General features: G+C 38.9%; 21 protein-coding genes and 2 tRNA genes. 20 read left to right on the top strand and 3 right to left on the bottom strand.

All coding sequences use genetic code 11. The features are described from left to right. The first annotated feature begins 37 nt into the window (after positions 1–37). The 13 genes from hisJ to rlmH all read left to right on the top strand — a co-directional run bounded on the left by hisJ (position 38) and on the right by rlmH (position 13,200). Positions 38–856: a histidinol-phosphatase HisJ gene (hisJ, locus tag C5L21_RS01380; protein ID WP_085699345.1), complete on the top strand. Its 819-nt coding sequence runs from the start codon at positions 38–40 to the stop codon at positions 854–856. Continuing rightward, complete coding sequence (locus C5L21_RS01385) at positions 853–1,530, top strand: HAD family hydrolase (RefSeq protein WP_004908465.1); 678 nt, start codon at positions 853–855, stop codon at positions 1,528–1,530. The genes hisJ and C5L21_RS01385 overlap by 4 nt, the downstream gene beginning before the upstream one ends. Next, complete coding sequence (locus C5L21_RS01390; RefSeq protein WP_085699343.1) at positions 1,523–2,044, top strand: NUDIX hydrolase; 522 nt, start codon at positions 1,523–1,525, stop codon at positions 2,042–2,044. The genes C5L21_RS01385 and C5L21_RS01390 overlap by 8 nt, the downstream gene beginning before the upstream one ends. A gap of 57 nt (positions 2,045–2,101) precedes the next feature. Continuing rightward, positions 2,102–3,334 carry an MDR family MFS transporter gene (locus C5L21_RS01395; protein WP_085699341.1) on the top strand — a complete coding sequence of 411 codons (1,233 nt, stop codon included), beginning with the start codon at positions 2,102–2,104 and terminating at the stop codon, positions 3,332–3,334. 150 nt (positions 3,335–3,484) lie between these two features. Further along, positions 3,485–4,300 (top strand): Cof-type HAD-IIB family hydrolase, encoded by an 816-nt coding sequence (locus C5L21_RS01400; protein WP_004899548.1) that lies wholly within the window; start codon positions 3,485–3,487, stop codon positions 4,298–4,300. Between the two features lie 36 nt (positions 4,301–4,336). After that, positions 4,337–4,834, top strand: coding sequence for a thiol peroxidase (locus C5L21_RS01405; protein WP_004904476.1), 498 nt, complete (start codon positions 4,337–4,339; stop codon positions 4,832–4,834). Between the two features lie 144 nt (positions 4,835–4,978). Further along, positions 4,979–5,959, top strand: a complete 981-nt coding sequence (locus C5L21_RS01410) for a ribose-phosphate diphosphokinase (protein WP_004899545.1) — start codon at positions 4,979–4,981, stop codon at positions 5,957–5,959. Positions 5,960–6,083: 124 nt separating this feature from the next. After that, positions 6,084–6,791 carry a response regulator YycF gene (yycF, locus tag C5L21_RS01415; protein ID WP_004899544.1) on the top strand — a complete coding sequence of 236 codons (708 nt, stop codon included), beginning with the start codon at positions 6,084–6,086 and terminating at the stop codon, positions 6,789–6,791. A 103-nt stretch (positions 6,792–6,894) separates the two neighbouring features. Beyond that, on the top strand, positions 6,895–8,766 hold the full coding sequence (walK, locus tag C5L21_RS01420) for a cell wall metabolism sensor histidine kinase WalK (protein WP_004899542.1): 1,872 nt from the start codon (positions 6,895–6,897) through the stop codon (positions 8,764–8,766). Next, on the top strand, positions 8,756–10,072 hold the full coding sequence (locus C5L21_RS01425; RefSeq protein WP_004904471.1) for a regulatory protein: 1,317 nt from the start codon (positions 8,756–8,758) through the stop codon (positions 10,070–10,072). Before walK ends, C5L21_RS01425 begins: the two co-directional genes overlap by 11 nt. 12 nt (positions 10,073–10,084) lie before the next feature. Next, entirely contained in the window at positions 10,085–10,864 is a 780-nt protein-coding gene (gene yycI, locus C5L21_RS01430; RefSeq protein WP_085699337.1) for a two-component system regulatory protein YycI, read from the top strand. A gap of 64 nt (positions 10,865–10,928) precedes the next feature. Then, positions 10,929–12,068, top strand: a complete 1,140-nt coding sequence (locus C5L21_RS01435) for a S1C family serine protease (RefSeq protein WP_004899538.1) — start codon at positions 10,929–10,931, stop codon at positions 12,066–12,068. Positions 12,069–12,720: 652 nt separating this feature from the next. Further along, entirely contained in the window at positions 12,721–13,200 is a 480-nt protein-coding gene (rlmH, locus tag C5L21_RS01440) for a 23S rRNA (pseudouridine(1915)-N(3))-methyltransferase RlmH (RefSeq protein WP_004899536.1), read from the top strand. A 37-nt stretch (positions 13,201–13,237) separates the two neighbouring features. On the opposite strand, the gene C5L21_RS01445 is transcribed toward rlmH, so the two are convergent. Together C5L21_RS01445 and C5L21_RS09410 are read right to left on the bottom strand one after the other, a co-directional pair. Next, positions 13,238–14,629 carry an MDR family MFS transporter gene (locus tag C5L21_RS01445; protein ID WP_085699504.1) on the bottom strand — a complete coding sequence of 464 codons (1,392 nt, stop codon included), beginning with the start codon at positions 14,627–14,629 and terminating at the stop codon, positions 13,238–13,240. A 91-nt stretch (positions 14,630–14,720) separates the two neighbouring features. After that, positions 14,721–14,864 carry a hypothetical protein gene (locus tag C5L21_RS09410; protein ID WP_004899533.1) on the bottom strand — a complete coding sequence of 48 codons (144 nt, stop codon included), beginning with the start codon at positions 14,862–14,864 and terminating at the stop codon, positions 14,721–14,723. 125 nt (positions 14,865–14,989) lie between these two features. Between C5L21_RS09410 and mutY the strand changes: the two genes are divergently transcribed. The 5 genes from mutY to C5L21_RS01470 all read left to right on the top strand — a co-directional run bounded on the left by mutY (position 14,990) and on the right by C5L21_RS01470 (position 17,823). After that, a complete protein-coding gene (mutY, locus tag C5L21_RS01450; RefSeq protein ID WP_133285988.1) occupies positions 14,990–16,018 on the top strand; it encodes an A/G-specific adenine glycosylase in 1,029 nt (342 codons plus the stop codon). Further along, positions 16,018–17,121: an AI-2E family transporter gene (locus C5L21_RS01455; protein WP_004899530.1), complete on the top strand. Its 1,104-nt coding sequence runs from the start codon at positions 16,018–16,020 to the stop codon at positions 17,119–17,121. The genes mutY and C5L21_RS01455 overlap by 1 nt, the downstream gene beginning before the upstream one ends. Positions 17,122–17,169: 48 nt before the next feature. Next, a complete protein-coding gene (locus C5L21_RS01460; RefSeq protein ID WP_024047568.1) occupies positions 17,170–17,541 on the top strand; it encodes a DUF6508 domain-containing protein in 372 nt (123 codons plus the stop codon). Between the two features lie 63 nt (positions 17,542–17,604). Further along, positions 17,605–17,686 (top strand) — tRNA-Leu (locus tag C5L21_RS01465). 64 nt (positions 17,687–17,750) lie between these two features. After that, positions 17,751–17,823: transfer RNA gene (locus tag C5L21_RS01470), tRNA-Thr, on the top strand. A gap of 153 nt (positions 17,824–17,976) precedes the next feature. Here the strand turns inward: C5L21_RS01470 and rlmD are convergent. Beyond that, positions 17,977–19,473 (bottom strand): 23S rRNA (uracil(1939)-C(5))-methyltransferase RlmD, encoded by a 1,497-nt coding sequence (gene rlmD / locus C5L21_RS01475; RefSeq protein ID WP_133285989.1) that lies wholly within the window; start codon positions 19,471–19,473, stop codon positions 17,977–17,979. A gap of 253 nt (positions 19,474–19,726) precedes the next feature. On the opposite strand from rlmD, the gene C5L21_RS01480 reads away from it, so the two are divergent. Both C5L21_RS01480 and C5L21_RS01485 read left to right on the top strand, forming a co-directional pair. Next, positions 19,727–19,963, top strand: a complete 237-nt coding sequence (locus C5L21_RS01480; RefSeq protein ID WP_036058316.1) for a hypothetical protein — start codon at positions 19,727–19,729, stop codon at positions 19,961–19,963. 72 nt (positions 19,964–20,035) lie between these two features. Next, on the top strand, positions 20,036–22,156 hold the full coding sequence (locus C5L21_RS01485) for an AAA family ATPase (RefSeq protein ID WP_133285990.1): 2,121 nt from the start codon (positions 20,036–20,038) through the stop codon (positions 22,154–22,156). Positions 22,157–22,165: the final 9 nt, after the last annotated feature.

Below are 22,165 nucleotides of genomic sequence, written 5' to 3' on the forward strand. Positions count from 1 at the left end.
TAGTTAATGATACGGAAAGAATGAAGAGGTTTGTGCAATGATGTTACCAAAAAAAGACGGCCATACACATACACCGTTTTCACATCAAAATTCTGATGAAGTTTTTGATGCTTATATTGAGCGTGCAATGACGTTAGGATTTGAAACCTATACAATTACCGAGCATGCACCGTTATTATCGGGACTGTCATTGCCAGGTGATTATGCCGTTGTCACTGATGAAGACATTGTTCAGGTTAAACGTGAAACGGCACGTTTAATAAAAAAATATAAGCAACAGATTACAATCACAAAGGGATTTGAAGTTGATTATTTAGCTAATAATGAAGTGAATATGCGTCGCTTTTTGCGTGATAATCAAACATGGCTCGATGAAATTGTGCTTGCTGTTCATTTTATACCAGATGACGTAGGCGAATTGCGTCCAATTGACTATACAGCGGAATATGTGTCAGCACATTTCTCAAACCTGTTGGCTGATCCCCAAAAATTTTACCAACGTTATTTCCAAACTGTCGCGCAAAGTGTTGAAGCAGTAATTGGTCTTGATGTGCCTGTTAGAATTGGACATTTAGGTTTAGTAAAAAAGTTTCAAAAGGTACTCAATCTGCCAGACTATTCAGATGAAATTTACCGCCAAATTGGAGATATTTTACAAATGATACAGGCAAGAGACTACCAATTAGAATTTAATGCAGCTGGTTTAAGTGAACCGGAAAATGGTGAGGCTTACCCGGATAATGATATTATCACTGCTGCTCAGGATATGGGGATACCGATAATTTACGGTTCAGATGCACATCGTGTGCATGATATCGGTAGGCATTTTGACCTACTTAATGAGGTGCTGAAATGATGAAAAACCAAGCACTGAAGGCTGTTTTTTTTGACTTTGATGGTACGATTGCAAACACAGAGAAGCTCTCTGTGTTAGCCACGCAACAAGCATTTGAATCGGTTGGTTTACCTATACCAGTGGCTCAAGATATTATCAATTATCAAGGTGTGCCTATTGAAACCTCTTTTCCAAAATTATCAGAACGACAACTTAGTGAAGAAAAACTAAAAAAACTATTCCAGCTATTTCGTCAGGCTTACCAAAATAATGAATCTGAAAAAAATATTAAAGCCTATTCAGGAATCCCAGAATTATTACAACAATTGGTGCAACAAGGCATAGCTCTCTTTATTATGACTAGTAAAAAGTCAGCTGTTGCAAAGCGGAATTTAAAGTTGATATCTTGTGATCAGTATTTTACTGATATTTATGGTTCTGATCGTGTGGTTGCCTTTAAACCAAATCCTGAAGGCTTATTACAGGCTTTATCAGAGCACCAGTTGCTTGCCAATCAAGCCGTTATGATTGGTGATGCTACTTTTGATATTGACGCTGGTCATGCGGCACACATGAAAACTATCGCTGTGACATGGGGTTCACATCATCTCGCAACGTTAGAAGCAGCACAACCAGATAGTATTGTCACGACGCGAGAAGCATTAGCTGACGTTTTATTGCCAGCACATGGTTGATGAGCGTGCTGATAAACTAGATGAGCTATGGGATGTCTACACAGCCGATAAACAAAAGACGGGGCGCTCACATCGACGTGACGAGCAACTCAATGTTGGGGAGTATCATTTAGTGACCAATGGCATTATTTTTAATCTTGCTGGACAGGTTTTATTGCAGCAAAGGTCATTTCATAAGATGAGTCGACCAGGTCTATGGACAGCTGAAATTGGGGGTTCAGCTTTAGTCGGGGAAACGAGTCAGCAGGCCCTAGTGAGAGAGTTGTCAGAAGAAATGAATATTTGTGTACCAGCTCACCAGTTACGATTCCTATTGACGCGTCGATTAAGCAGTTGGATTGAAGATTGGTACGCTATAAAAATAGATAGCGAGACAATGCCTATCCGACTACAAGCAGCGGAAGTTATTGCTGCTGATTGGTTGTCATTGGCAGATGCTCTTCAAGTCATGCAAAACAATCATCAGCTAACGGAAGCCAATTTAATTTCTAAGGCGGCGACGTTACTGTTTTAAAAAAGTATCATTTTTAAAATCATACAACTTTTGTATGCTTTTTATTTTGGAGGTCTTATGTCAGATTTTTTCAAGTTAGATCGTAATATTCAGTTGCGTATTTTGATGATGTTTATAACGGTTGCAATTGGGTCATCCGTTGGACCAAATATGACAATTTATTATGTCGAATATATGGGTGCTCTGGTCACGGGATTTTTGTTAGTATCAGTGCAAGTCGCTGGTTTTATAGCAGGTCTTTATGGTGGTCATTTGTCCGACTCATGGGGGCGTAAGCGTGTGATGTTAACAGGAATTGCTTTAATGGTGGTTGGGTACGTTGTTGCGGCAGTGATGAATTCACCATACTATGTCAATCCCTATGTGACATTTATTGGTTTTTTACTAGCATCAGTTGGTCTTAGTTTTGCATCGCCAGCAGAAGAAGCCATGATGATTGATGTGTCAACAGTTCAAAATCGTAAATTTATTTACGCAATGATTTACTGGGTTATCAATTTATCAATCATGATCGGTGCATCATTAGGTGGTTGGTTCTTTAAGACAGCACGTTTTGAATTACTCATTGGAACAGCATTAGGCGCGCTAATTAGTTTGTTAATTGTTTTATTTTGGATTACAGAAACACTGCCAGTTGAACGACGACAAAAACAAGGACGGTCCGTTTGGGCCGTGATTAAAAATTATCGTATTGTCTTGTTGGACAGACGTTATGTAAAATTTATGGTTGCCGGCATAGGTATTGCAGTTATCTTTTCTTCGCCAGATTACTATTTGGCAGCACACCTGGCGCAATCTTTTCATACCACATCAATGTTTGGGGTGCAGATATTTGGGCAACGTATGTTGTCAGTTATCACCATTACCAACACATTGATGATTGTCTTACTCATGGGCTTCATGACGAAGTTATTTGCTAGATGGTCGGATTTGAAGTCGAGTTTAGTTGGCACAGCGATACAAGGCATTGGTTTTGCTATCACATTTTTACTCACGGATTTTTGGCCATTGTTAGTACTAGCTATTATTTTAACAATTGGCGAAATGATTGTGACACCAGCCAGTCAATCACTGCGCGCTGAAATGATGAATCAAGAAAAAATAGGCGTTTACAGTGGATTTAGTTCGGCCATCCGTCCAATCGGATTTATCTTGTCGTCTGGTATAGTTAGTGCTTCAGTACTGATTGGTAATGTTGGTGCGGCCTTGTTACTGTTGCTTGTGACTTTAACTAGTATGCTATTTACGGGTTTAGCTGTACAAATGTTGCGAGAAAAGCGCACACGATAGTTATTATAAATCGTGGCGTATTTTTGCTATAATAGAGTCAATTATTTAAATTAACATGGCAACACAATGCGTGAACGTGTTGTCATCATTTAAATTGAAAGGGAACTAATAATCTGCACTTTCATGAGCAGCTTATGAAATATATGGGACATGTCAGAAATTAAAATCGTTTCAATTGATATTGACGGGACACTGTTAAATGACCAACGTGAAGTGACGCCAGAAGTCAAACAAGCAATTAAACATGCGTTAGCACAAGATGTCAAGATTGTGATTACGACAGGAAGACCATTACCAGGCGTCAAAGGTATTTTAGCAGAATTAGGTATTGCTGGTGACAACCAATACGTTATAACTTATAATGGTGGGTTAGTTCAGACCGCCGATGGCAAGAAGACGTTATTCAGGCAGCCTTTGTCTGTGGCCGAATTTAAGAAAATCAATGACTTTATGGTTTCCAAAGATACGTATGTGCAAGTTGAAACACATGATGCTGCTTACACAACACACCATAAAATTCACCCTTGGGCTAGTTTTGAGAATAGTTTGGTTAATTTGCCACTATTTGTTTTGGATTCGGAGGCTGAATTGGAAAAAGTCGAGTTTATTAAGGCGATTGCCAACGATGAAGAATCTAAACTCGATCTTGTGCAAGCGGCTGTTCCCGATGACATTAGTCAGAATGTCAATGTTATTCGATCAACAGCTAATAATTTAGAATTCATTGATCGCCAAGCGTCAAAGGGTAATGCGCTTCTTGCGTTAGCAAAAAAGTTAGCAGTCAAGCCATCGGAGACGATGGCGATTGGTGATCAAGCAAATGATTATAGCATGATTGAACAGGCTGGTATTGGGGTTGCCATGGGTAATGCAATTCCTGATATTAAGCAAATAGCTGATTTTGAAACAGCGACAAACAACGCGTCGGGAGTGGCGAAGGCAATTGAGCATTTCGTGCTACAATGACGGTAGCGTAAAAAATAAACAACGGAGGTTGTCAAAATGAACGTTTTAATTAACGGTGAAGAAACAGCGCTAGTTGGGGAACCGCTAGCAGTCGGAGAGGCATTGCCTCACTTTAAGTTAGAAGACAAGAACGGCGAAAAGGTTAAAACAGTTGATTTATTAGGTCAAGTAACGTTGATTTCTGTTGTGCCTGATTTGAATACGGGAACATGTTCACTTCAGACACGCCATTTTAATCAAACAGTTGATCAGTTTAAAAATGTACAATTTATTACTATCTCAACTAATTCTGTGGCGGAGCAGCGTGATTGGTGTGCGGCTGAAGGTGTTAAAAATATGCGTATGTTGTCAGATGAACAAGAGTCATTTGGCTATGCAACAAAGCTTTATTTGCCAGCTAATGCTTGGGATACAAGAGCGGTTTATATCATAGATGCACAAGGTATTGTTCGATATGCGCAAATTGTATCTGAAGTGTCACAAGAGCCGGACTATGATAATGTTTTGGCAGCCTTAAATGAACTAACCAAATAGTGTTTTCAGCAAAGAGCCTTATCTCATATGATATATTGTAAGGTTCTTTTATTGTGTTGAGATAGAGACCTTGTGGCTTTTAACAAGCTTTTTTGTTAAAATGAGTATGAACGTGAAATTTACATAAAACATTTGGAGCCAGACATGCCAGAACCTAAATTGAAACTTTTTTCTTTAAGCTCAAATGAACCATTAGCGCAAAAGATTGCCGATGCCGTTGGTGTCCCATTGAGTGAAATATCTGTCAAACGTTTTGCTGACGGTGAAGTACAGATTAACATTGAGGAAAGCATTCGTGGGGATAACGTCTTTGTTATTCAATCCACTTCGTCACCAGTTAATGATAATCTCATGGAATTATTAATTATGGTTGATGCCTTGCGTCGTGCATCGGCGAATCAGATCAATGTTGTTTTACCTTATTATGGTTATGCACGTCAAGATCGTAAGGCACGTTCTAGAGAACCAATTACAGCTAAGTTAGTTGCCAATATGTTGGAACGTGCTGGAGCAACACGCGTATTAGCGTTAGATTTACACGCGGCCCAAATTCAAGGTTTCTTTGATATTCCGATGGATCATTTACAAGGTGCACCACTGCTTGCAGATTATTTAATTGAGTCAGGTATTGCTGACAAAAAGCAAGCTGTAGTGGTATCGCCAGATCATGGTGGTATGACACGTGCACGTAATTTAAATAATATGCTAGAACTGGAAGCACCAGTAGCAGTCATTGATAAGCGCCGTCCAAAGCCAAACGTTGCTGAAATCGGTAGCATTGTAGGTGATGTTGCTGGTAAGACTGCTATTATGATTGATGATATGATTGACACGGCTGGCACAATCACGCAAGGAGCCGAGTTGATTATGGCGCATGGTGCCAAAGAGGTTTACGTGGTGGCTTCCCACGCAGTTTTCTCAGGTCCTGCTGTTGAACGTTTGCAGAATTCTGTATTCACTAAAGTTATTTTGACAGATTCAATTAATTTACCTGATGACAAGAAATTTGATAAGTTAGAGATTGTATCGGTTGGTGAACTTATTGGTGAAGCAATTCGCCGTATTAGTAATAACGAAGCGATTTCATCCTTATTTAAGACACGTTTTCATCGGCGAACACATTAAAATATAAATGTTAATTTTTAAAGGTCGATTTGGTCGGCTTTTTTTGTGCAAAATATTACAGTCTAGTGAAAAAATGATATACTTAGAGATAGACAAATAGTAGAATCATGTGAGGAGAACGTCCATGAGTAAAATTTTGGTTGTGGATGACGAGAAGCCAATCTCGGATATCATCAAGTTTAATTTAACAAAAGAAGGCTACGATGTAATTACAGCCGCCGATGGTCAAGAAGCTTTAGCACTTTTTAACGATGAAAAACCTGATCTTGTGTTACTGGATCAGATGTTACCAGAGATTGATGGTGTTGAAGTCTTGAGACAAATTCGTTCTAAATCAGAAACACCAGTAATCATGGTAACTGCAAAAGACTCTGAAATTGATAAAGTTTTAGGCTTAGAAATGGGTGCTGATGATTACGTTACAAAACCTTTTTCTAATCGTGAGTTAGTGGCGCGTGTTAAGGCTAATTTGCGTAGCCGTAAGGCCGTTTCCCAACATAGTGAAGAGGCAACTGTTCATAATGAAGACATTGCGCTGGGTGATTTAACTATCCATCCGCAAGCTTATATGGTGTCTAAGGCAGGCCAAGATATTGAATTAACTCATCGTGAGTTTGAATTACTCTATTACTTAGCACAACATATTGGGCAAGTCATGACCCGTGAGCATCTTTTACAGCAAGTCTGGGGCTATGATTATTTTGGCGATGTGCGAACTGTTGATGTTACGGTTCGTCGTCTACGTGAAAAAATAGAAGACAATCCTAGTCATCCAAATTGGTTGGCTACACGTCGTGGTGTTGGTTACTATCTAAGGCCCGACGCTGAATAAAAAAGCAAAAGCTAGCCTGTGAAAGATAGAACGGTTTGCTAAAGTCACCATCAAAAAGGTTTTAAGTCAATACCAAGGAGACAGACGCCATGCGTCAGCAACTATGAATAGTACGACTAATTTTTTTAAATCCATACGCTTTCGTATAGCACTTGTTTTTGTGTTGTTAATGATTATCGCACTCGAACTTTTGGGTGCGTTTTTTGTACGTCAAATAGAGCGCCAAAACCTAACAACTTTTCAACAGCAAATTGCCTTGCCAAAGTATGTTACTGATCAAATCACCACAGCTTTAAAGAAAAAAGACAGTAATGAAGGTAACCACGAGATCCAAGATATTCTGTCTAGTTTGAACAATACCAACTTACAAGAAGCGCAAGTGATTGATAAAACGGGGACGATACGTGGGACTTTATCCGTTTCAGGACAGCAGACCATTGGTCAGAAAACAACTGATTTAAATGCCCAAAAAGCGATTGCAGGCGAACAGTCCTTTTTGAAATCGCGTACAGTTAATGAAAATAACGAACGTAAAGAATTATTAACAACGACATTAGGGTCCAATAACGGACGAGGAAAAGACATTGTTGGTGTGCTTGTTGTTAAAGCAAGTTTAGCACCAGTCTATAAAAACATTGATAGTGTCATGCGCTTATTTGTGATTGCTGGTATTCTGGCGCTAATGGTCAGTATTGCATTAGCACTGTTCTTAGCACGAACATTAACGCGACCGATTGAGCAGATTGATGAACAAACAACCAAAATTGCTAATGGCGACTATTCAATGGTTAATCATATTTATGGTTCTGATGAACTTGGTCATTTAGCACAGTCGGTTAATGAGTTGTCAACACGTGTCGAAGAATCAACGGAGACAGTGAATGCAGAGCGTAACCGATTGGATTCTGTTTTGACACACATGGCTGATGGTGTTTTAGCAGCTAATCGGCGTGGCGAAGTAACAATTATTAACCAAGCTGCGGCAGATTTTGTTGGTGTTGATCGTGACGCAGCCATTGGCCAGAACGTCATTGAACTTTTGCAGTTAAAGGGCAAAAGAACGCTACGTGATATGCTAGAGAACTTAGATGATTTTCGTGTTGATTTATCTGATGATAGTAAAGATTTGTTGGTGCAAGCTTATGTATCGCTGATTAAGCGTCAATCTGGGTTTATATCTGGCTTAGTAGTTGTTTTGCACAATATCACCGAACAACAACGTATTGATGCTGAACGGCGCATGTTTGTGTCCAATGTCTCGCATGAGTTACGAACACCACTCACATCAGTTAGATCGTATGTGGATGCCCTTGCCGAAGGGGCAATTAATGACCCTGAAATGGCACATAATTTTCTGGGTGTGGTTCAAAATGAAACACAGCGCATGATTCGCATGATTAACGATTTATTAGAGTTGTCACGTTTAGACCAAGGAACCATGGCAGTTAAACTTGAAGTGATCAATCTCAATAGTTTATTTAACTTTGTTTTGAATCGTTTTGACATGATTATCGAAAATGATGCCAAGAATACAGAAACACCAAATAAAAATTACAGTATACAACGTGAATTTACTAGTGAGGATGTTTGGGTTGAAGTAGATCCTGATAAATTTACACAGGTATTAGATAATATCATGAATAACGCTGTTAAATATTCACCTGATGGTGGCGTTATCACAGCACGGTTAATTAAGACTAAAACGCGTGCTATTTTGAGTATTTCGGACCAAGGTTTGGGGATTCCTAAAAAAGATTTAAATAATATTTTTAACCGATTTTTCCGTGTGGATAAATCGCGTTCACGCGCACAAGGTGGGACTGGATTGGGCTTGGCTATTTCTAAAGAAGTTGTTGAAAAGTTTAATGGTCGTATTTGGGTTGATTCAGTTGAAAATCAGGGTTCTACTTTCTATATTTCGCTAGCCTATGTCGATGACGCCGAACTACAGGAGGCTGATTGGGATGCGGAATAAAAATCGCTTTTTTCAGAGTATCACGTTGGACTTTTCACTTGTTATTGCTATTATCATTTCAGTCGTGTTGACAGGCTTTATTTTTATTTCATTTGGCAAAAATGAACCATTAAAAAGTGTCAATGAACAGCAAGCGGAACAGCAATCACAAGTGTTTCGGCCAACACAATATATTGTTACTAAAGCTAATGGCAATCAATATATTGCCTTAACGCCTGCTAACACCCAAGTCAAAACGATTGAAGATGCTATTACAAAAGCTAAATTTTCAGGTGCCGAAACGAAGAAAAGCACAACACATGCTATTCAAACAATATTATCTCAAAAGAAATCGCAAATTTTAAGGTATCCAGACGTTGTGCCAGTAACTTACTTTAATACAAGATATGGTAAAACAATTAACAGTGGGAAACCCTTTAACTTTAATTATTTTGTTTTAGCCTTAGATCAGTCGAATAAGGGGTATTTTATTAACACGAATGCAAATGAAGTAACGACTGTTAATATTAGCCAATTAAATACACCTGATGTCTGGCAAATGGCAGCTAAGTTACCAACTGATGTCGGGGTTGAGTTTCATAAGTATCAAGGTCGTGTGATGTTGTCTTATCCGAAACAATTTAAATTACCGGTTTATTCTTACTTAGTTAATCAACGTGACCCGAAAACTTATGTTTCAGCTTTACTGGGAACACTCAACCAACTGTCGGTTACCCAAGAAGGCAGCAAGACAGTTTATACGAATAAGCTGAATAATCAGAAAATAACATATGATCCGTCTTGGGAAACTGTCACATTTGAAGATAAAAATCCTAAAAACAAATTGCCACAACAATACGTTAATCGTCTAAACCTAGCATTTTCTCAGATTAATTTGCTTCAGCTTAATTTAATGGATACGCGTTTTTATGAAAGTCAAGCTGGGGGTCAGAAAATTACCTTTAGAACCTATGTTAAGGGTTTCCCGGTGTATTTTCAGTCTCAGAGTGGGGCCATTCATATTGAGCTATCCAAAAATGGTGATCAAAAAAGTACTTATTCACTCAATGAAATCGGGGTACCCGTTCCTAGTAATCAGGCAGATGTCCAATTGCCAAGTACGGAAACAATATTAAAGCAATTACATGATGCTGGTGTGAAGTCGTCTGATTATGATTTCATTACACCCGGCTATGAATGGTTAATTAATCAAGATAGTCAGGCAGCTGTGAATATGGTGCCCACATGGATGATAGAAACACCGACTGGCTGGCAAAGTGTCTCAGCATATTTGTCAAAAAAGCATGTTAATGCACAACAAGATTAATAAGGAGGAAATATGCAATTCAAACGAATTAAAATATTAATGTTAGTTTTATTTGTTTTATTGGATATTTTTCTGTTTAATTGGTGGCGTGCCGGGCAGACAACTAACGAGCAGGTGGCTGATGCCAATGCTGATATTATTGCTGAAATGAAGAAACAAAACATTGTGTTACCAACATTTAGCCGTTCAGTACAATATAATAGCTATATTGCTGTTCAAAAAGCGCATAAAAATGAGATTGGGAAACTACCAAGCACGCTGACATGGGATAAAAATGGTGGTAATTGGGATGAACTGATTGCTCGTTTCAAACCTGATGATGAGATACATCGCGATGATTACGAGGCCATCACTAAACAAATTAAAGCAGTGGCTGATGATTCTGGCTATCATTATAACGCTATACTCAGTGCAGCACAGCCTGACGAAACTATAATTTATTCTCAACGAATCAATGATTTACCCGTTATGAATAGTGCTGGGACAATGACATTTCGATATGGGAAAGACGGGAAGCCAGATACTGTCATAAAACGGCAACTCACTAATATTCAGGATTTGCGTGATGATCGGGCCACATTGACTGAAGAAGATGCGATTGTTTCATTATACCGGTATAATGAAATTGATCGTGGTGATCGCTTATCAACTGGATATTTAGGTTACGACAAGACGTTATCTGTTAATGGGTATGATATTTATTTGCCTGTTTGGGTATTTGAGGTGAAACGGCAAAATCGTCATGCTATTTTGAAGATTAATGCGTTCACAGGTGACAATTTGTCTGAATGAACTTTAATATAATGTTAATTTGGCCAAAGTATAATGATTTTAAAGTAAAGAGTGGGTGACTAGTATGACACAACAATCCTTAGCAAAAATTGTATTAACTGGTGCGATAGCTGGTGTTATTGGTGGTGGTGCAATTTTGTACGGCCAGCGCGAATTATCTGATATCCAGACGAAAACGCAAAAAGTAAATACAAAAGCAGAGAAGACTGCAGCTATACCAACTAACGCTACGGCAACAACTGCGTACAACAAGATTTCAGATGCGGTTGTTTCTGTGTTGAATTTTTCACAAACAGGAAAAAATTCATTTTCCGAATCTTCGGAAGGATCCGGCGTTATTTATAAAAAGGCCAATGATGCTGCCTATATTGTTACAAATAATCACGTGATACACGGCGCAGCAAAAATACAGGTAATGTTGCATGATGGTAAAAAAGTTGAAGCGACGTTGGTTGGTAAAGATGCCATGACTGATTTGGCGGTACTCAAAATTGATCCTGCTAATGTCACAACCACAGCTGCCTTTGGTGATTCTAGTCAAATTCAAGTGGGGCAAAAGGTCTTAGCAATCGGGTCACCGCTGGGATCCCAGTATGCTTCATCAGTAACAGAAGGCATCATTTCGGCGAAGAAAAGATTAGTTGATGCTAGTTCTGAGAACGGCCAAAATTATGGTGGCTCTACAGTTATTCAAACAGATGCGGCTATTAACCCAGGAAATTCGGGTGGTCCTTTAGTTAATTTTGCTGGCCAGGTTGTCGGTATCAACTCGATGAAACTATCATCTTCAGCCTCAGGTACGAGCGTTGAAGGCATGGGGTTTGCTATTCCTTCTGATCAAGTGGTTGATATTGTCAACAAATTAGTGAAAGATGGCAAGGTTACGCGACCAGCTATTGGCATTGGCTTAGTTGAACTTTCTGCCGTAACAGTTGATGATCAGAAGTCATTGCTCAAAATACCTGATGCTGTTACTGGCGGTGTTGTGGTGATGAGTACCACGCCTAATGGCCCAGCTGATCGTGCGGGTCTAAAGAAATATGATGTTATCACAGCTATTGATGGTAAAAAAGTATCTGGGCAGGCTGACTTGAGAGAAGAACTTTATAAACACAATCTAAACGATACAATTGATATCACATTCTATCATCAAAATGATAAAAAGACAGTTAAAGTGAAACTAACACAAAAACTTGAAAGCTAACGTTACGCGTTAGCTTTTTCTTTACCTTTAGTTGACAAAAGAAATGAAGTATGTATTTTCTGAAAATGTTGAAAACTGTGCTGAAAATGTTGATAAATCGGTTAAAAAGTCGATAAAATGTGAATAACTCATATTACTGTGTGGATAAAAGGCTAAAAATTATAAATTTTTCTAAAATTCAGGCTACGTTATACAAAAGAAGTATTTTTTGTTTAAAAAATCTTGACAATCATGTCTGCCGATAGATTATACGGTTTTTTTGTTAAAGTGATAATGAAATGAGAATTTATTGTCTGTTACGGTATAAATACCTAACGATTTCTGATTGACGTAAAGGTATTGTCAAGGGAACAAATGTGCTTATCCACAGTTGTGGATAAAAAAGTGGAAAACTGTGGATAACTATCTTTTTTGAGGCAACTGTTTTATCAAATCGCATACATATAGCGTTGATAACGTTATCCACACTTTTAGTAAAAAAACGGTGCGCTTGTGGATAAAAAATTATGCGAACAGCGGGGTAATTGATATAATTGGCTTATGTCACCTTTTTGATGTTGTTGTTCGTGTGGACATCTTTAGAATCAGGGTCTGATACAAATGTTTGCTTAACTATTAAATTACTTAAGAAAATGAAAAATGCGGAGAAATTATGAATATTAAATTAATTACAGTAGGTAAATTAAAAGAGCACTATTTAAAAGATGGGATTGCAGAATATAGTAAAAGGATAGCCAGATTTGCTAAAGTTGAATTGATTGAAGTGCCTGACGAAAAGACGCCAGAGCATGCTAGTCAAGCACAAAATCAACAAATTATGGCTAAAGAAGGGGAACGTATTGCGGATAAAATTGGATCACGTGACTACGTTATTGTATTAGCAATTGAGGGCAAACAGTTACCGTCAGAGACATTTTCTAAAAAAATGTCGGATATCACACTGTCTGGTTATTCAACCATTACATTTATCATTGGGGGTTCGCTTGGTTTGGATGAACGTATTAAGCAGCGAGCAGACATGGCGATTAGCTTTGGACTGTTGACCTTGCCACACCAACTAATGCGTTTAGTGCTGATTGAACAAATTTATCGCGCTTTTATGATTCAACAAGGCTCGCCTTATCATAAATAATGACCTAAAATAAAAAAGCAAACGTTAGTTTGCTTTTTTAAATCGTTGTTTTTTGTTTTAACAGTGTTGTCATAGCAGCAGCAATAATCATCAATACACTTGCAAACAAAAAAGTAACTTGAATGCCTTGTAGTTGATTTAATGTCGTATGGGTTGGATATGCTTTGCCCGCATAGACAACGACTTGTGTCATGACAGTGACTAGTGCAGCTGTTCCAAAAGAAGCTGCCAGTTGCCGAACAGTAGTAAACATAGCAGAACCATCAGGCATCAGCGATAATGGCAAAGCATTGAATGCCTCAGTCTGAATAGGCATCAAAACGATGACCAAGCCTAATTGTCTAATTAATTGACTCACTACGACTAACCAGATTGGTGTGTTTAAAGTGACCATAGACAAACTAAACGTACCTACAGTAGTGAGTAAGATACCTGTGAGTGTGAGGTAGCGTGGACCATATTTATCATATAGACGACCGCTGAGAGGCGATAAAAGGGCGGTAATTAGTGCGCCCGGCAGTAATATTAAACCAGAAATTAATGCTGAATAGTGACGTACATTTTGAATATACAATGGTAACATCAGTGCGCCGCCGTACATGGCAATCATTAAGACAACATTAATAAGCATAGCAACAACGAACTGCCTATACGTTAGAACAGCCATGTTGAGTAGTGGCGTTTTATTTGTTATTTGACGCCAGATAAACAAAGCTGTGACAATTAAGCCGATAACTACAAATCCCCATACAGTGAAATCTGACCAAGCAGTTGCACCAGCATTTGAAAAACCGTAAAGTAAACTACCCAAACCAATACTTGATAGTACTACGCCAAGAAAATCAAATTTGAGCCGCTTAGTGTTGCCAATATTTTTTAGAAGGTAGAAAGCTAATATAAAGTCTGCAATAATAAAAGGGGCGACAATTAAAAATAGAAAACGCCAAGATAGTTGCGTGATAATCAGACCCGACAATGTTGGTCCAATGGCCGGCGCAAAGTTAAGTGCTAAGCCAATCATCCCCATGGCTTGACCACGTTTATCTGATTCATAGAGGTTCATAACCACGACATTCATTAGCGGACCAAACACACCGGCACCGATGGCTTGTACCATTCTACCAGTGACTAACACAGCAAAACTATTAGCAAATCCAGCAATTAGCGTGCCTAACGCAAATAAACCAACGGCAGTTAAATATAGTTTTCTAGTGGTGAGTCTTTGGATTAAAAAAGCGGTGAGCGGCACCATCACACCATTAACTAGCATATAACCATTTGTTACCCATTGCCCTTGGCTTGGACCAATGTGAAATTCGGTCATGATATTAGGTAAAGCCACATTCATTAGTGTTTGGTTGAGAAAGCCTAGAAATGTGCCGATAACAAGAATAATGAGGATAGAACGTTGTTTTTTTGAAATATTCAATAGCATACCTGCCTTTCATTGATAGTATAGTGATATGAAAATAAACAAAAAAACCAGTAAAATACTGGTTTTCAACGGTAAAAGATAAAAATTACTTTGTTGCAGGTAATTCTTCTGACTTACCTTTTGCCCATTGTTGCAACTTTGCGATAGCAGTTTGACGTTGCTTCTTGGCTGAGTTGTGTCCGACCTTACGAGCACGGGCGAATGAATTAAGCGGCTTCTTTAATGCCATGATGGGTACTCCTTTTTAAAATGTTTTACATACAAGATATTATTATACGGTATAAAACTGGAAAAATCAAGACTCTCATTGATTTGCGGTGATAAAAATTCACAAAGATAAGGTACAATAGATATATGGAATTATGGTCTGAAGAAACAATTAGAGATTTTCGTCACACGTTATTAACTTGGTATGATCAAGAAGGCCGTGCTAACTTGCCTTGGCGCTTAAATCATGAACCTTACCGTGTTTTGGTATCAGAGATTATGTTGCAGCAAACACAGGTTGATACGGTCTTACCTTATTATGAACGATTTATGCAACATCTACCGACTGTACAGGATTTAGCGCGTGCCCCGGAAGAACAAGTGTTAAAGCTGTGGGAGGGCTTAGGATACTATTCTAGAGCACGCAATTTGCAGAAAGCAGCCCGTTTTGTTGTTGATGAGTTACATGGTAATTGGCCGGAAAGTGCAGATGATTTACAGGAGCTACCTGGTGTGGGTCCGTATACCTCAGCTGCCATTGCCTCGATTAGTTTTAATGAAGTGGTACCAGCCGTTGATGGTAATGCTTACCGTGTTTTTAGTCGGTTATTAAAAATTGACGCAGACATTGCGCAAACAAAATCACGTAAAATATTTTATGATGCGATTCTACCTATTGTTGACCCCCAACGGCCTGGCGACTTTAATCAAGCAATCATGGATTTGGGTTCTAGCTATATGACAGCTAAGAATCCAGATAGTATCAATTCACCTGTACGTCAGTTTAATGCCGCATATCGAGATGGCGTCGAATTAGACTTTCCGGTTAAAACAAAAAAGCAAAAACCGGTAAAACAGTTATTTATGGCTACTATTTCTGAAAAAGATGGCGAATTATTATTCGAGAAACGACCTGAAAAAGGGCTATTATCAGGTTTTTGGACTTTTCCCTTAACTGAAATTACTAGTATTGACGACATCAAAGGGCAACAGCTCAATATTAAGCCAATTGTCCACGTCTTTACGCATCGCCGATGGGAAATCTGGTTGGTGAAACAGGATGTCACAGCGACACCAACACCAACACAACAATATTTGTCATCAACACAGTGGCAGGCGCTTTCTCTACCAACTGTACAACACAAACTACTTGCCGCTTTGGAGGAATTACGCTAATGTTTCCTAATACTAAACTCAAACATCTTTTTTTCTGGACCATTGAACTACTTGCGCTCTCGATTTTAGTTTACCTATTATTGGGGTTTGACTTTTTGATGCGTCCCATTAAAGTATTTATTTCAACAGTCTTTGTACCACTAGTTGTGGCAGGCTTTTTGTACTATGTCCTGAAACCACTTTTAACTCTGATTAAGCGTATTCAAATTCGTGGCAAAAAAATACCACACCAATTAGCGGTAGTGGTAACATTCATTTTCTTCTTATCGGTTATTGCTGGTGCGTTGGTGGTCTTAGTACCCACGTTGATTCGTGAAATTACAAATTTGGCTGATTCCTTACCAAGTTTTGCACAAGATATGCAACAATTTGCAACTAAAACCATGAATAGTCACTGGTTTGAGAATCTTAATTTATCAATTAATGTGTCTGAAGTTAAAAATGCTGTTGGCAAGTATGCCGCATCTTTTCTGACCATTACAGCAGGTACCTTGGGCACTGTTGTAACAACAGTGACGTCGTTTACAATCAACTTAATTACCATTCCGGTCGTTTTGTTTTACATGCTTAGTGATAGTGAACGTTTTGTGCCAGCGATTAAAAAAATGTTTCCGGCACGTCATGCCGAAAAAATATCAGAATTAATGGCAAAAATGGATCGCACCATCGAAAAATATATTTCTGGTCAAGCGATTGAAATGGGCTTTGTTGGTTTATCAATGACGATTGGTTATTTCATTATTGGGCAGCCCTATGCTTGGTTGTTAGGGGTTATTGCAGGGATTACAAATATTGTGCCTTATATTGGCCCATGGATTGGTGTCGTACCATCTTTGATCGTCGCAAGTACACAGTCATGGAAACAAGTTATTTTTGTTTTGATTGTGATGACCGTAGTGCAGCAATTAGATGGTAACTTCATTTATCCGAATGTAATTGGTAAATCATTAGCTATTCATCCGCTAACGATTGTATTTTTATTAATGGTTGCGGGTAATTTGTGGGGCATTGTTGGTATGATATTAATCGTGCCAGTGTACGCGGTACTCAGGGTTATTGTGAAGTTTGGTTTTGAGTTGTTTTCTCTGACAAAAAGTAAGTAAAGTGTTAGTATAGAACTGTCTAAAAAGTTGAAAAGAGAAAATAGGACAGTGAAAACATTTGATTTTGAAAAATATATTGCGGTACTTCAAAAGGCTAAAGGGCAAACAATACCATGGGGTGCAACCGAATATCCCACTTACCCAACTATAATCCTGTCCTTAGCACAAGATTATTATCAATCCGCGGAGTATGATAGGAATTTTGACCGTTCGTTACATCAACATCATTATTATTCAGGATTACCAGAGTCAGAGATAACTGAAATCATAAAAAATTCAGATGATTATCGCCTGATAAGCGCCATTATGTCAGCCATCATTCGTGGTGAAAAATATACACCTGGTATGTGGCAAGCATTAATTGAAAATGGTATCATGTTGGATTTACTGGTTCATGCGTATCGTTTAAAACAAAATTGAAATAAACTCTTGACGAATGCTTTATTTTCAAGTAAACTAATATAGTTGTGTTAGCAATAGCATGCGGGTGTGGCGGAACTGGCAGACGCGCTGGATTTAGGTTCCAGTGCCGCAAGGCGTGCAGGTTCGATTCCTGTCACCCGTATAAGAGAATTGTGTATTCTCTGGGGTATCTGGTATGGTATAGGCATACTTGAGTACTTGGAGTTGCCGACTTAGCTCAGTTGGTAGAGCATCTCACTAGTAATGAGGGGGTCAACGGTTCGAATCCGCTAGTCGGCATAATCAAAAAGCACTAATCTTAGATTAGTGCTTTTTATTTTGTAGTCTAGTGTGCTTTACAATATTATGAAGGTTTCTATGTTATCAGCTAAATGAAAGCAGCGACAAGTAACCATTAAAAAAACCAAACTGTATGACAGTTTGGTTTTTTTGTTAATCACGACGTGTTAACTTGACAACGCCTTCCCAACGCGCAGTTTGTGGAAACATGTCAATACTTTGAATGTAATCAACCTTGTATGCTTTGGTTAAATCAACTAAATCGCGTGCCAGCGTTGATGCGTTACATGAAATATAAACAAATTTCTCTGGTTTTGTCCGAATAATTTCACGTCGTAACGCGGTATCTAAGCCAGTACGCGGTGGATCAACCACCAACGCGTCAGCTAACCAACCTTCGGCTTGCCATTTTGGAAATAGTACTTCAGCAGTGCCAACTTCATACTTAGCATTTGAGATATGATTAATTTTAGCATTGATATTAGCGTCGTCAACAGCTTCAGGAATAATTTCCATGCCACGGACTTCGCCAGCTTTATCAGCAAGGCTGAGACCAATTGTACCAACACCAGCATATGCATCGACGAGCTTATCGGCATGTGTTAAATTAAGTGCCGACAGTGCCTCATTATAGACAACGGTCATTTGGGTGTGGTTTAATTGCATGAATGCACGCGGTGATAGTTGGAATGTCTTACCCATCACCGTTTCTTCAATATAATCTTTGCCCCATAACTTAATAGTCTCTTCACCCCAGACAAGGCTCGTACGACCGGGGTTGAAGTTTTGGAAAATACCATTAACTTCTGGTAATGCTTGGTTAATTGCTGCAATAAGTGCGACATCACCAGGGAAACCATCGGTATTTGTGACGAATGTTAATTGTACGTCACCTGTGGTGTGTGACACACGGGCGACAATTGTTTTAACTGTACCACGATTCTTATCTTCATTATAAATAGATACTGACAATTTATCTAATAGATCACGTACGGTGCGTAACACTTTCATTGTCGCTGGTGATTGTGTATGGACAATGGGTAAATCAACTAGTTCATGACTACCACGCTTGTACATGCCAACACTAAGTACATCATCAATTTTGCGAACGGGGAACTGCGCCTTATTGCGATATTCATAAGGGTTAGCCATGCCAATCGTGTCACGTAGGTCATACTCTGACCAGCCTTTTGGTTGGAATTTTTCTAGTGATTGCGCAATAACATCTTTTTTAAAGGCTAATTGCGCAGAGTAAGTCATGTGCTCAAGTTCAAAACCACCAACTTCATCAGCGAATGTATCTAATGATTTCACACGATTGGGTGATTTTTCACGAATTTTCAAGACCTTGGCGGCAATATATTTTGGCTGGACGTCTGTTACTTTGACAACAGCGACTTCATCGGGTAAAACGCCGGGAACAAAGACAATCTTACGCTTAAAGTAACCAATGCCCTCACCGTTAATGCCCAAACGTTTGATTGTTAATGGAAAATTCTGTCCAATACGAACAGCAACGCCATCAGTTGAAGCGCGCTGCTGACCATGTTGTTTACGTGGATCAAAATGCTTGCCATAATAAGTCTTTTGGCCTGGTTGAGATTTTGATTTAGATGGATAAGCTTTTTTTTGTTTTTTATTTTCTGTCATATTTTGTGTGCTAATCAAAAGCACAATCCTTTCTGCATTGCAATGCCATGTTGACGTTGTTATCTAACTAGTATAACAGCTATGTGAATTTAAAATAGTTTACAAATGTGAGTGTTTTACACTTGTGTTATAACACTGATGTGATATAATTATTGTTGTAAAGGAGATGTGGAAAAATGACAAGAAGCATAAACTTTATCAACCGCAGTCACGTTCGTGTCCGCGGACAAACATTAAGTTGGAGTAAACGATGATGAGATTTGATATTAAGGCGTATTTGGATGATAATTCGCTAACAATTTATAGAGTAGCGAAAGATTCTGGTTACGGCTATACAACGATTCACAAGTCGTTTAACAAGACGCAATCGGATGCAACGAGTTTAAATGTGAGAGACTTAGATGCCTTAGCAAAAGCGCAGCACAAAGCAATGTGGGAGGTTCTTCGTGATCTCGAACGATTGTATTTTGACTCCGATCAGCACAAGTAATCAGTTATGTTTATCATATTTTAGGGGATGAGTGATAGCTGATGAGCACATGTAAAAAGGGGATTTTAACAAATGGCGAATAATAACTTTTTTAACGATCCATTTGGATCAGATATGAATGACATTTTTAACAACATGATGGGCAACATGAATGGCTATAATAGTGAAAACAGACGTTATCTTATCAACGGTCAAGAAGTCACACCCGAGCAATTTGCCCAGTATCGTCAGAATGGTCAGTTACCACAAGGTGGTCAACAAGGGCAAGTTTCTGGGAATGGTCGAATGACTGCCCAACAACCAGGTCAACCTAAGCAAGAAGGTATGTTGGCAAAGCTAGGACGTAATTTGACTCAGGAAGCACGCGATGGTTTGCTTGACCCAGTCATTGGTCGTAACAAAGAAATTCAAGAAACGGCAGAAATATTGGGCCGCCGTACAAAGAATAATCCTGTTTTGGTTGGAGATGCTGGTGTTGGAAAAACAGCCGTTGTTGAAGGCTTAGCCCAGGCAATTGTTAATGGTGATGTGCCAGCAGCGATTAAAGACAAGGAAATTTATTCAATTGATATTTCAAGTTTAGAGGCTGGTACGCAATTTCGAGGTGCCTTTGAAGAAAATATTCAAAATTTGATGAAAGAAGTTAAGGCAGCTGGAAACGTTATCTTATTCTTCGATGAAATTCATCAAATTCTAGGTGCCGGCTCAACAGGTGGTGAAGATGGTGGTAAAGGATTAGCAGATATTATCAAACCAGCATTGAGCCGTGGTGAAATTTCATTAATTGGTGCAACGACGCAAGACGAGTATCGTAATACCATCATGAAGAATGCAGCATTGGCACGCCGCTTCAATGAAGTAACCGTTAATGCGCCATCTGCAAAAGACACGCTAGAGATTTTGAAGGGAATTGCTGCTTTATATGAGAAGCATCATCATGTATCACTCCCTGAAGAAGTCTTAAAGGCGGCTGTAGATTATTCTGTACAATATATTCCACAACGTTCATTACCAGATAAGGCAATTGACCTGTTAGACATGACAGCCGCACATTTAAGTGCTAAGAATCCTGTGACTGACAAGGTCAGTCTGGAAAAAGCATTAAGTGAAGCCAAAGCAAAGCAAGACAAGGCTGTAGCAGACGAGGACTTTGAAGCAGCCTTAAACCAAAAGAATCGTATTGCAGAGTTGGAAAAGAAAATTGCTGGCGCTGATGAAGCCACAAAGGTTGTGGCAACAACAAATGATGTGGCGGAATCCGTTGAACGCTTGACTGGTATTCCTGTATCGCAAATGGGCGCTTCTGATATTGAGCGCTTAAAGACAATCGGTCAGCGTTTAGCTGGTAAAGTTATCGGTCAAGATGAAGCGGTCAACATGGTTGCACGTGCTATTCGTCGAAACCGTGCTGGATTTGATGAAGGCAATCGTCCAATTGGTAGTTTCTTATTTGTGGGACCAACAGGTGTTGGAAAGACAGAGTTAGCTAAGCAGTTAGCATTAGATATGTTTGGTTCGAAAGAAAATATTATCCGATTGGACATGTCAGAATATTCTGATTTAACAGCTGTTTCTAAGTTAATTGGTACAACAGCAGGTTACATTGGTTATGATGATAATAGCAACACACTGACAGAAAAAGTTCGTCGTAACCCATATTCAATCGTGTTATTAGATGAAATTGAAAAAGCTAATCCGCAGGTATTGACTTTGCTATTACAAGTGATGGACGATGGCCGTTTGACTGATGGTCAAGGAAATGTTGTCAACTTTAAGAACACAGTCATTATCGCAACATCAAATGCCGGTTTTTCAGACAAGCGTGAAGGTGATTTGATGTCGCGTTTGGCACCTTACTTCCGTCTTGAATTCTTAAATCGTTTTAACGGTGTCATTGAGTTCTCAGCTTTGACTAAAGATGATTTGAAGCAAATTGTTGATTTGATGTTGGATGATGTAAATCAAACGTTAGCCAAAAAGGAATTGACATTGCAGGTCTCAGAAGCAGTTAAAAATCATTTGATTGAAGCTGGTTATGATGAAGCGATGGGCGCACGACCATTACGCCGTGTTATCGAACAACAAATTCGTGATCAAGTAACTGACTTCTACCTCGATAATCCTGGTGAGAAGCATTTGAGTGCCGATCTAGTTGATGGTAAAGTAGTTATTTCGGCAGTGATTGATAAGTAATTAATTAAG

Source organism: Leuconostoc citreum (assembly GCF_004354555.1).
GTDB lineage: Bacteria > Bacillota > Bacilli > Lactobacillales > Lactobacillaceae > Leuconostoc > Leuconostoc citreum.

Coding starts and splice junctions, on each gene's coding strand:
- hisJ (WP_085699345.1), top strand. CDS start 38: ATGATGTTACCAAAAAAAGACGGCCATACACATACACCGTTTTCACAT.
- C5L21_RS01385 (WP_004908465.1), top strand. CDS start 853: ATGATGAAAAACCAAGCACTGAAGGCTGTTTTTTTTGACTTTGATGGT.
- C5L21_RS01390 (WP_085699343.1), top strand. CDS start 1,523: ATGGTTGATGAGCGTGCTGATAAACTAGATGAGCTATGGGATGTCTAC.
- C5L21_RS01395 (WP_085699341.1), top strand. CDS start 2,102: ATGTCAGATTTTTTCAAGTTAGATCGTAATATTCAGTTGCGTATTTTG.
- C5L21_RS01400 (WP_004899548.1), top strand. CDS start 3,485: ATGTCAGAAATTAAAATCGTTTCAATTGATATTGACGGGACACTGTTA.
- C5L21_RS01405 (WP_004904476.1), top strand. CDS start 4,337: ATGAACGTTTTAATTAACGGTGAAGAAACAGCGCTAGTTGGGGAACCG.
- C5L21_RS01410 (WP_004899545.1), top strand. CDS start 4,979: ATGCCAGAACCTAAATTGAAACTTTTTTCTTTAAGCTCAAATGAACCA.
- yycF (WP_004899544.1), top strand. CDS start 6,084: ATGAGTAAAATTTTGGTTGTGGATGACGAGAAGCCAATCTCGGATATC.
- walK (WP_004899542.1), top strand. CDS start 6,895: ATGAATAGTACGACTAATTTTTTTAAATCCATACGCTTTCGTATAGCA.
- C5L21_RS01425 (WP_004904471.1), top strand. CDS start 8,756: ATGCGGAATAAAAATCGCTTTTTTCAGAGTATCACGTTGGACTTTTCA.
- yycI (WP_085699337.1), top strand. CDS start 10,085: ATGCAATTCAAACGAATTAAAATATTAATGTTAGTTTTATTTGTTTTA.
- C5L21_RS01435 (WP_004899538.1), top strand. CDS start 10,929: ATGACACAACAATCCTTAGCAAAAATTGTATTAACTGGTGCGATAGCT.
- rlmH (WP_004899536.1), top strand. CDS start 12,721: ATGAATATTAAATTAATTACAGTAGGTAAATTAAAAGAGCACTATTTA.
- C5L21_RS09410 (WP_004899533.1), bottom strand. CDS start 14,864: ATGGCATTAAAGAAGCCGCTTAATTCATTCGCCCGTGCTCGTAAGGTC.
- mutY (WP_133285988.1), top strand. CDS start 14,990: ATGGAATTATGGTCTGAAGAAACAATTAGAGATTTTCGTCACACGTTA.
- C5L21_RS01455 (WP_004899530.1), top strand. CDS start 16,018: ATGTTTCCTAATACTAAACTCAAACATCTTTTTTTCTGGACCATTGAA.
- rlmD (WP_133285989.1), bottom strand. CDS start 19,473: ATGACAGAAAATAAAAAACAAAAAAAAGCTTATCCATCTAAATCAAAA.
- C5L21_RS01480 (WP_036058316.1), top strand. CDS start 19,727: ATGAGATTTGATATTAAGGCGTATTTGGATGATAATTCGCTAACAATT.
- C5L21_RS01485 (WP_133285990.1), top strand. CDS start 20,036: ATGGCGAATAATAACTTTTTTAACGATCCATTTGGATCAGATATGAAT.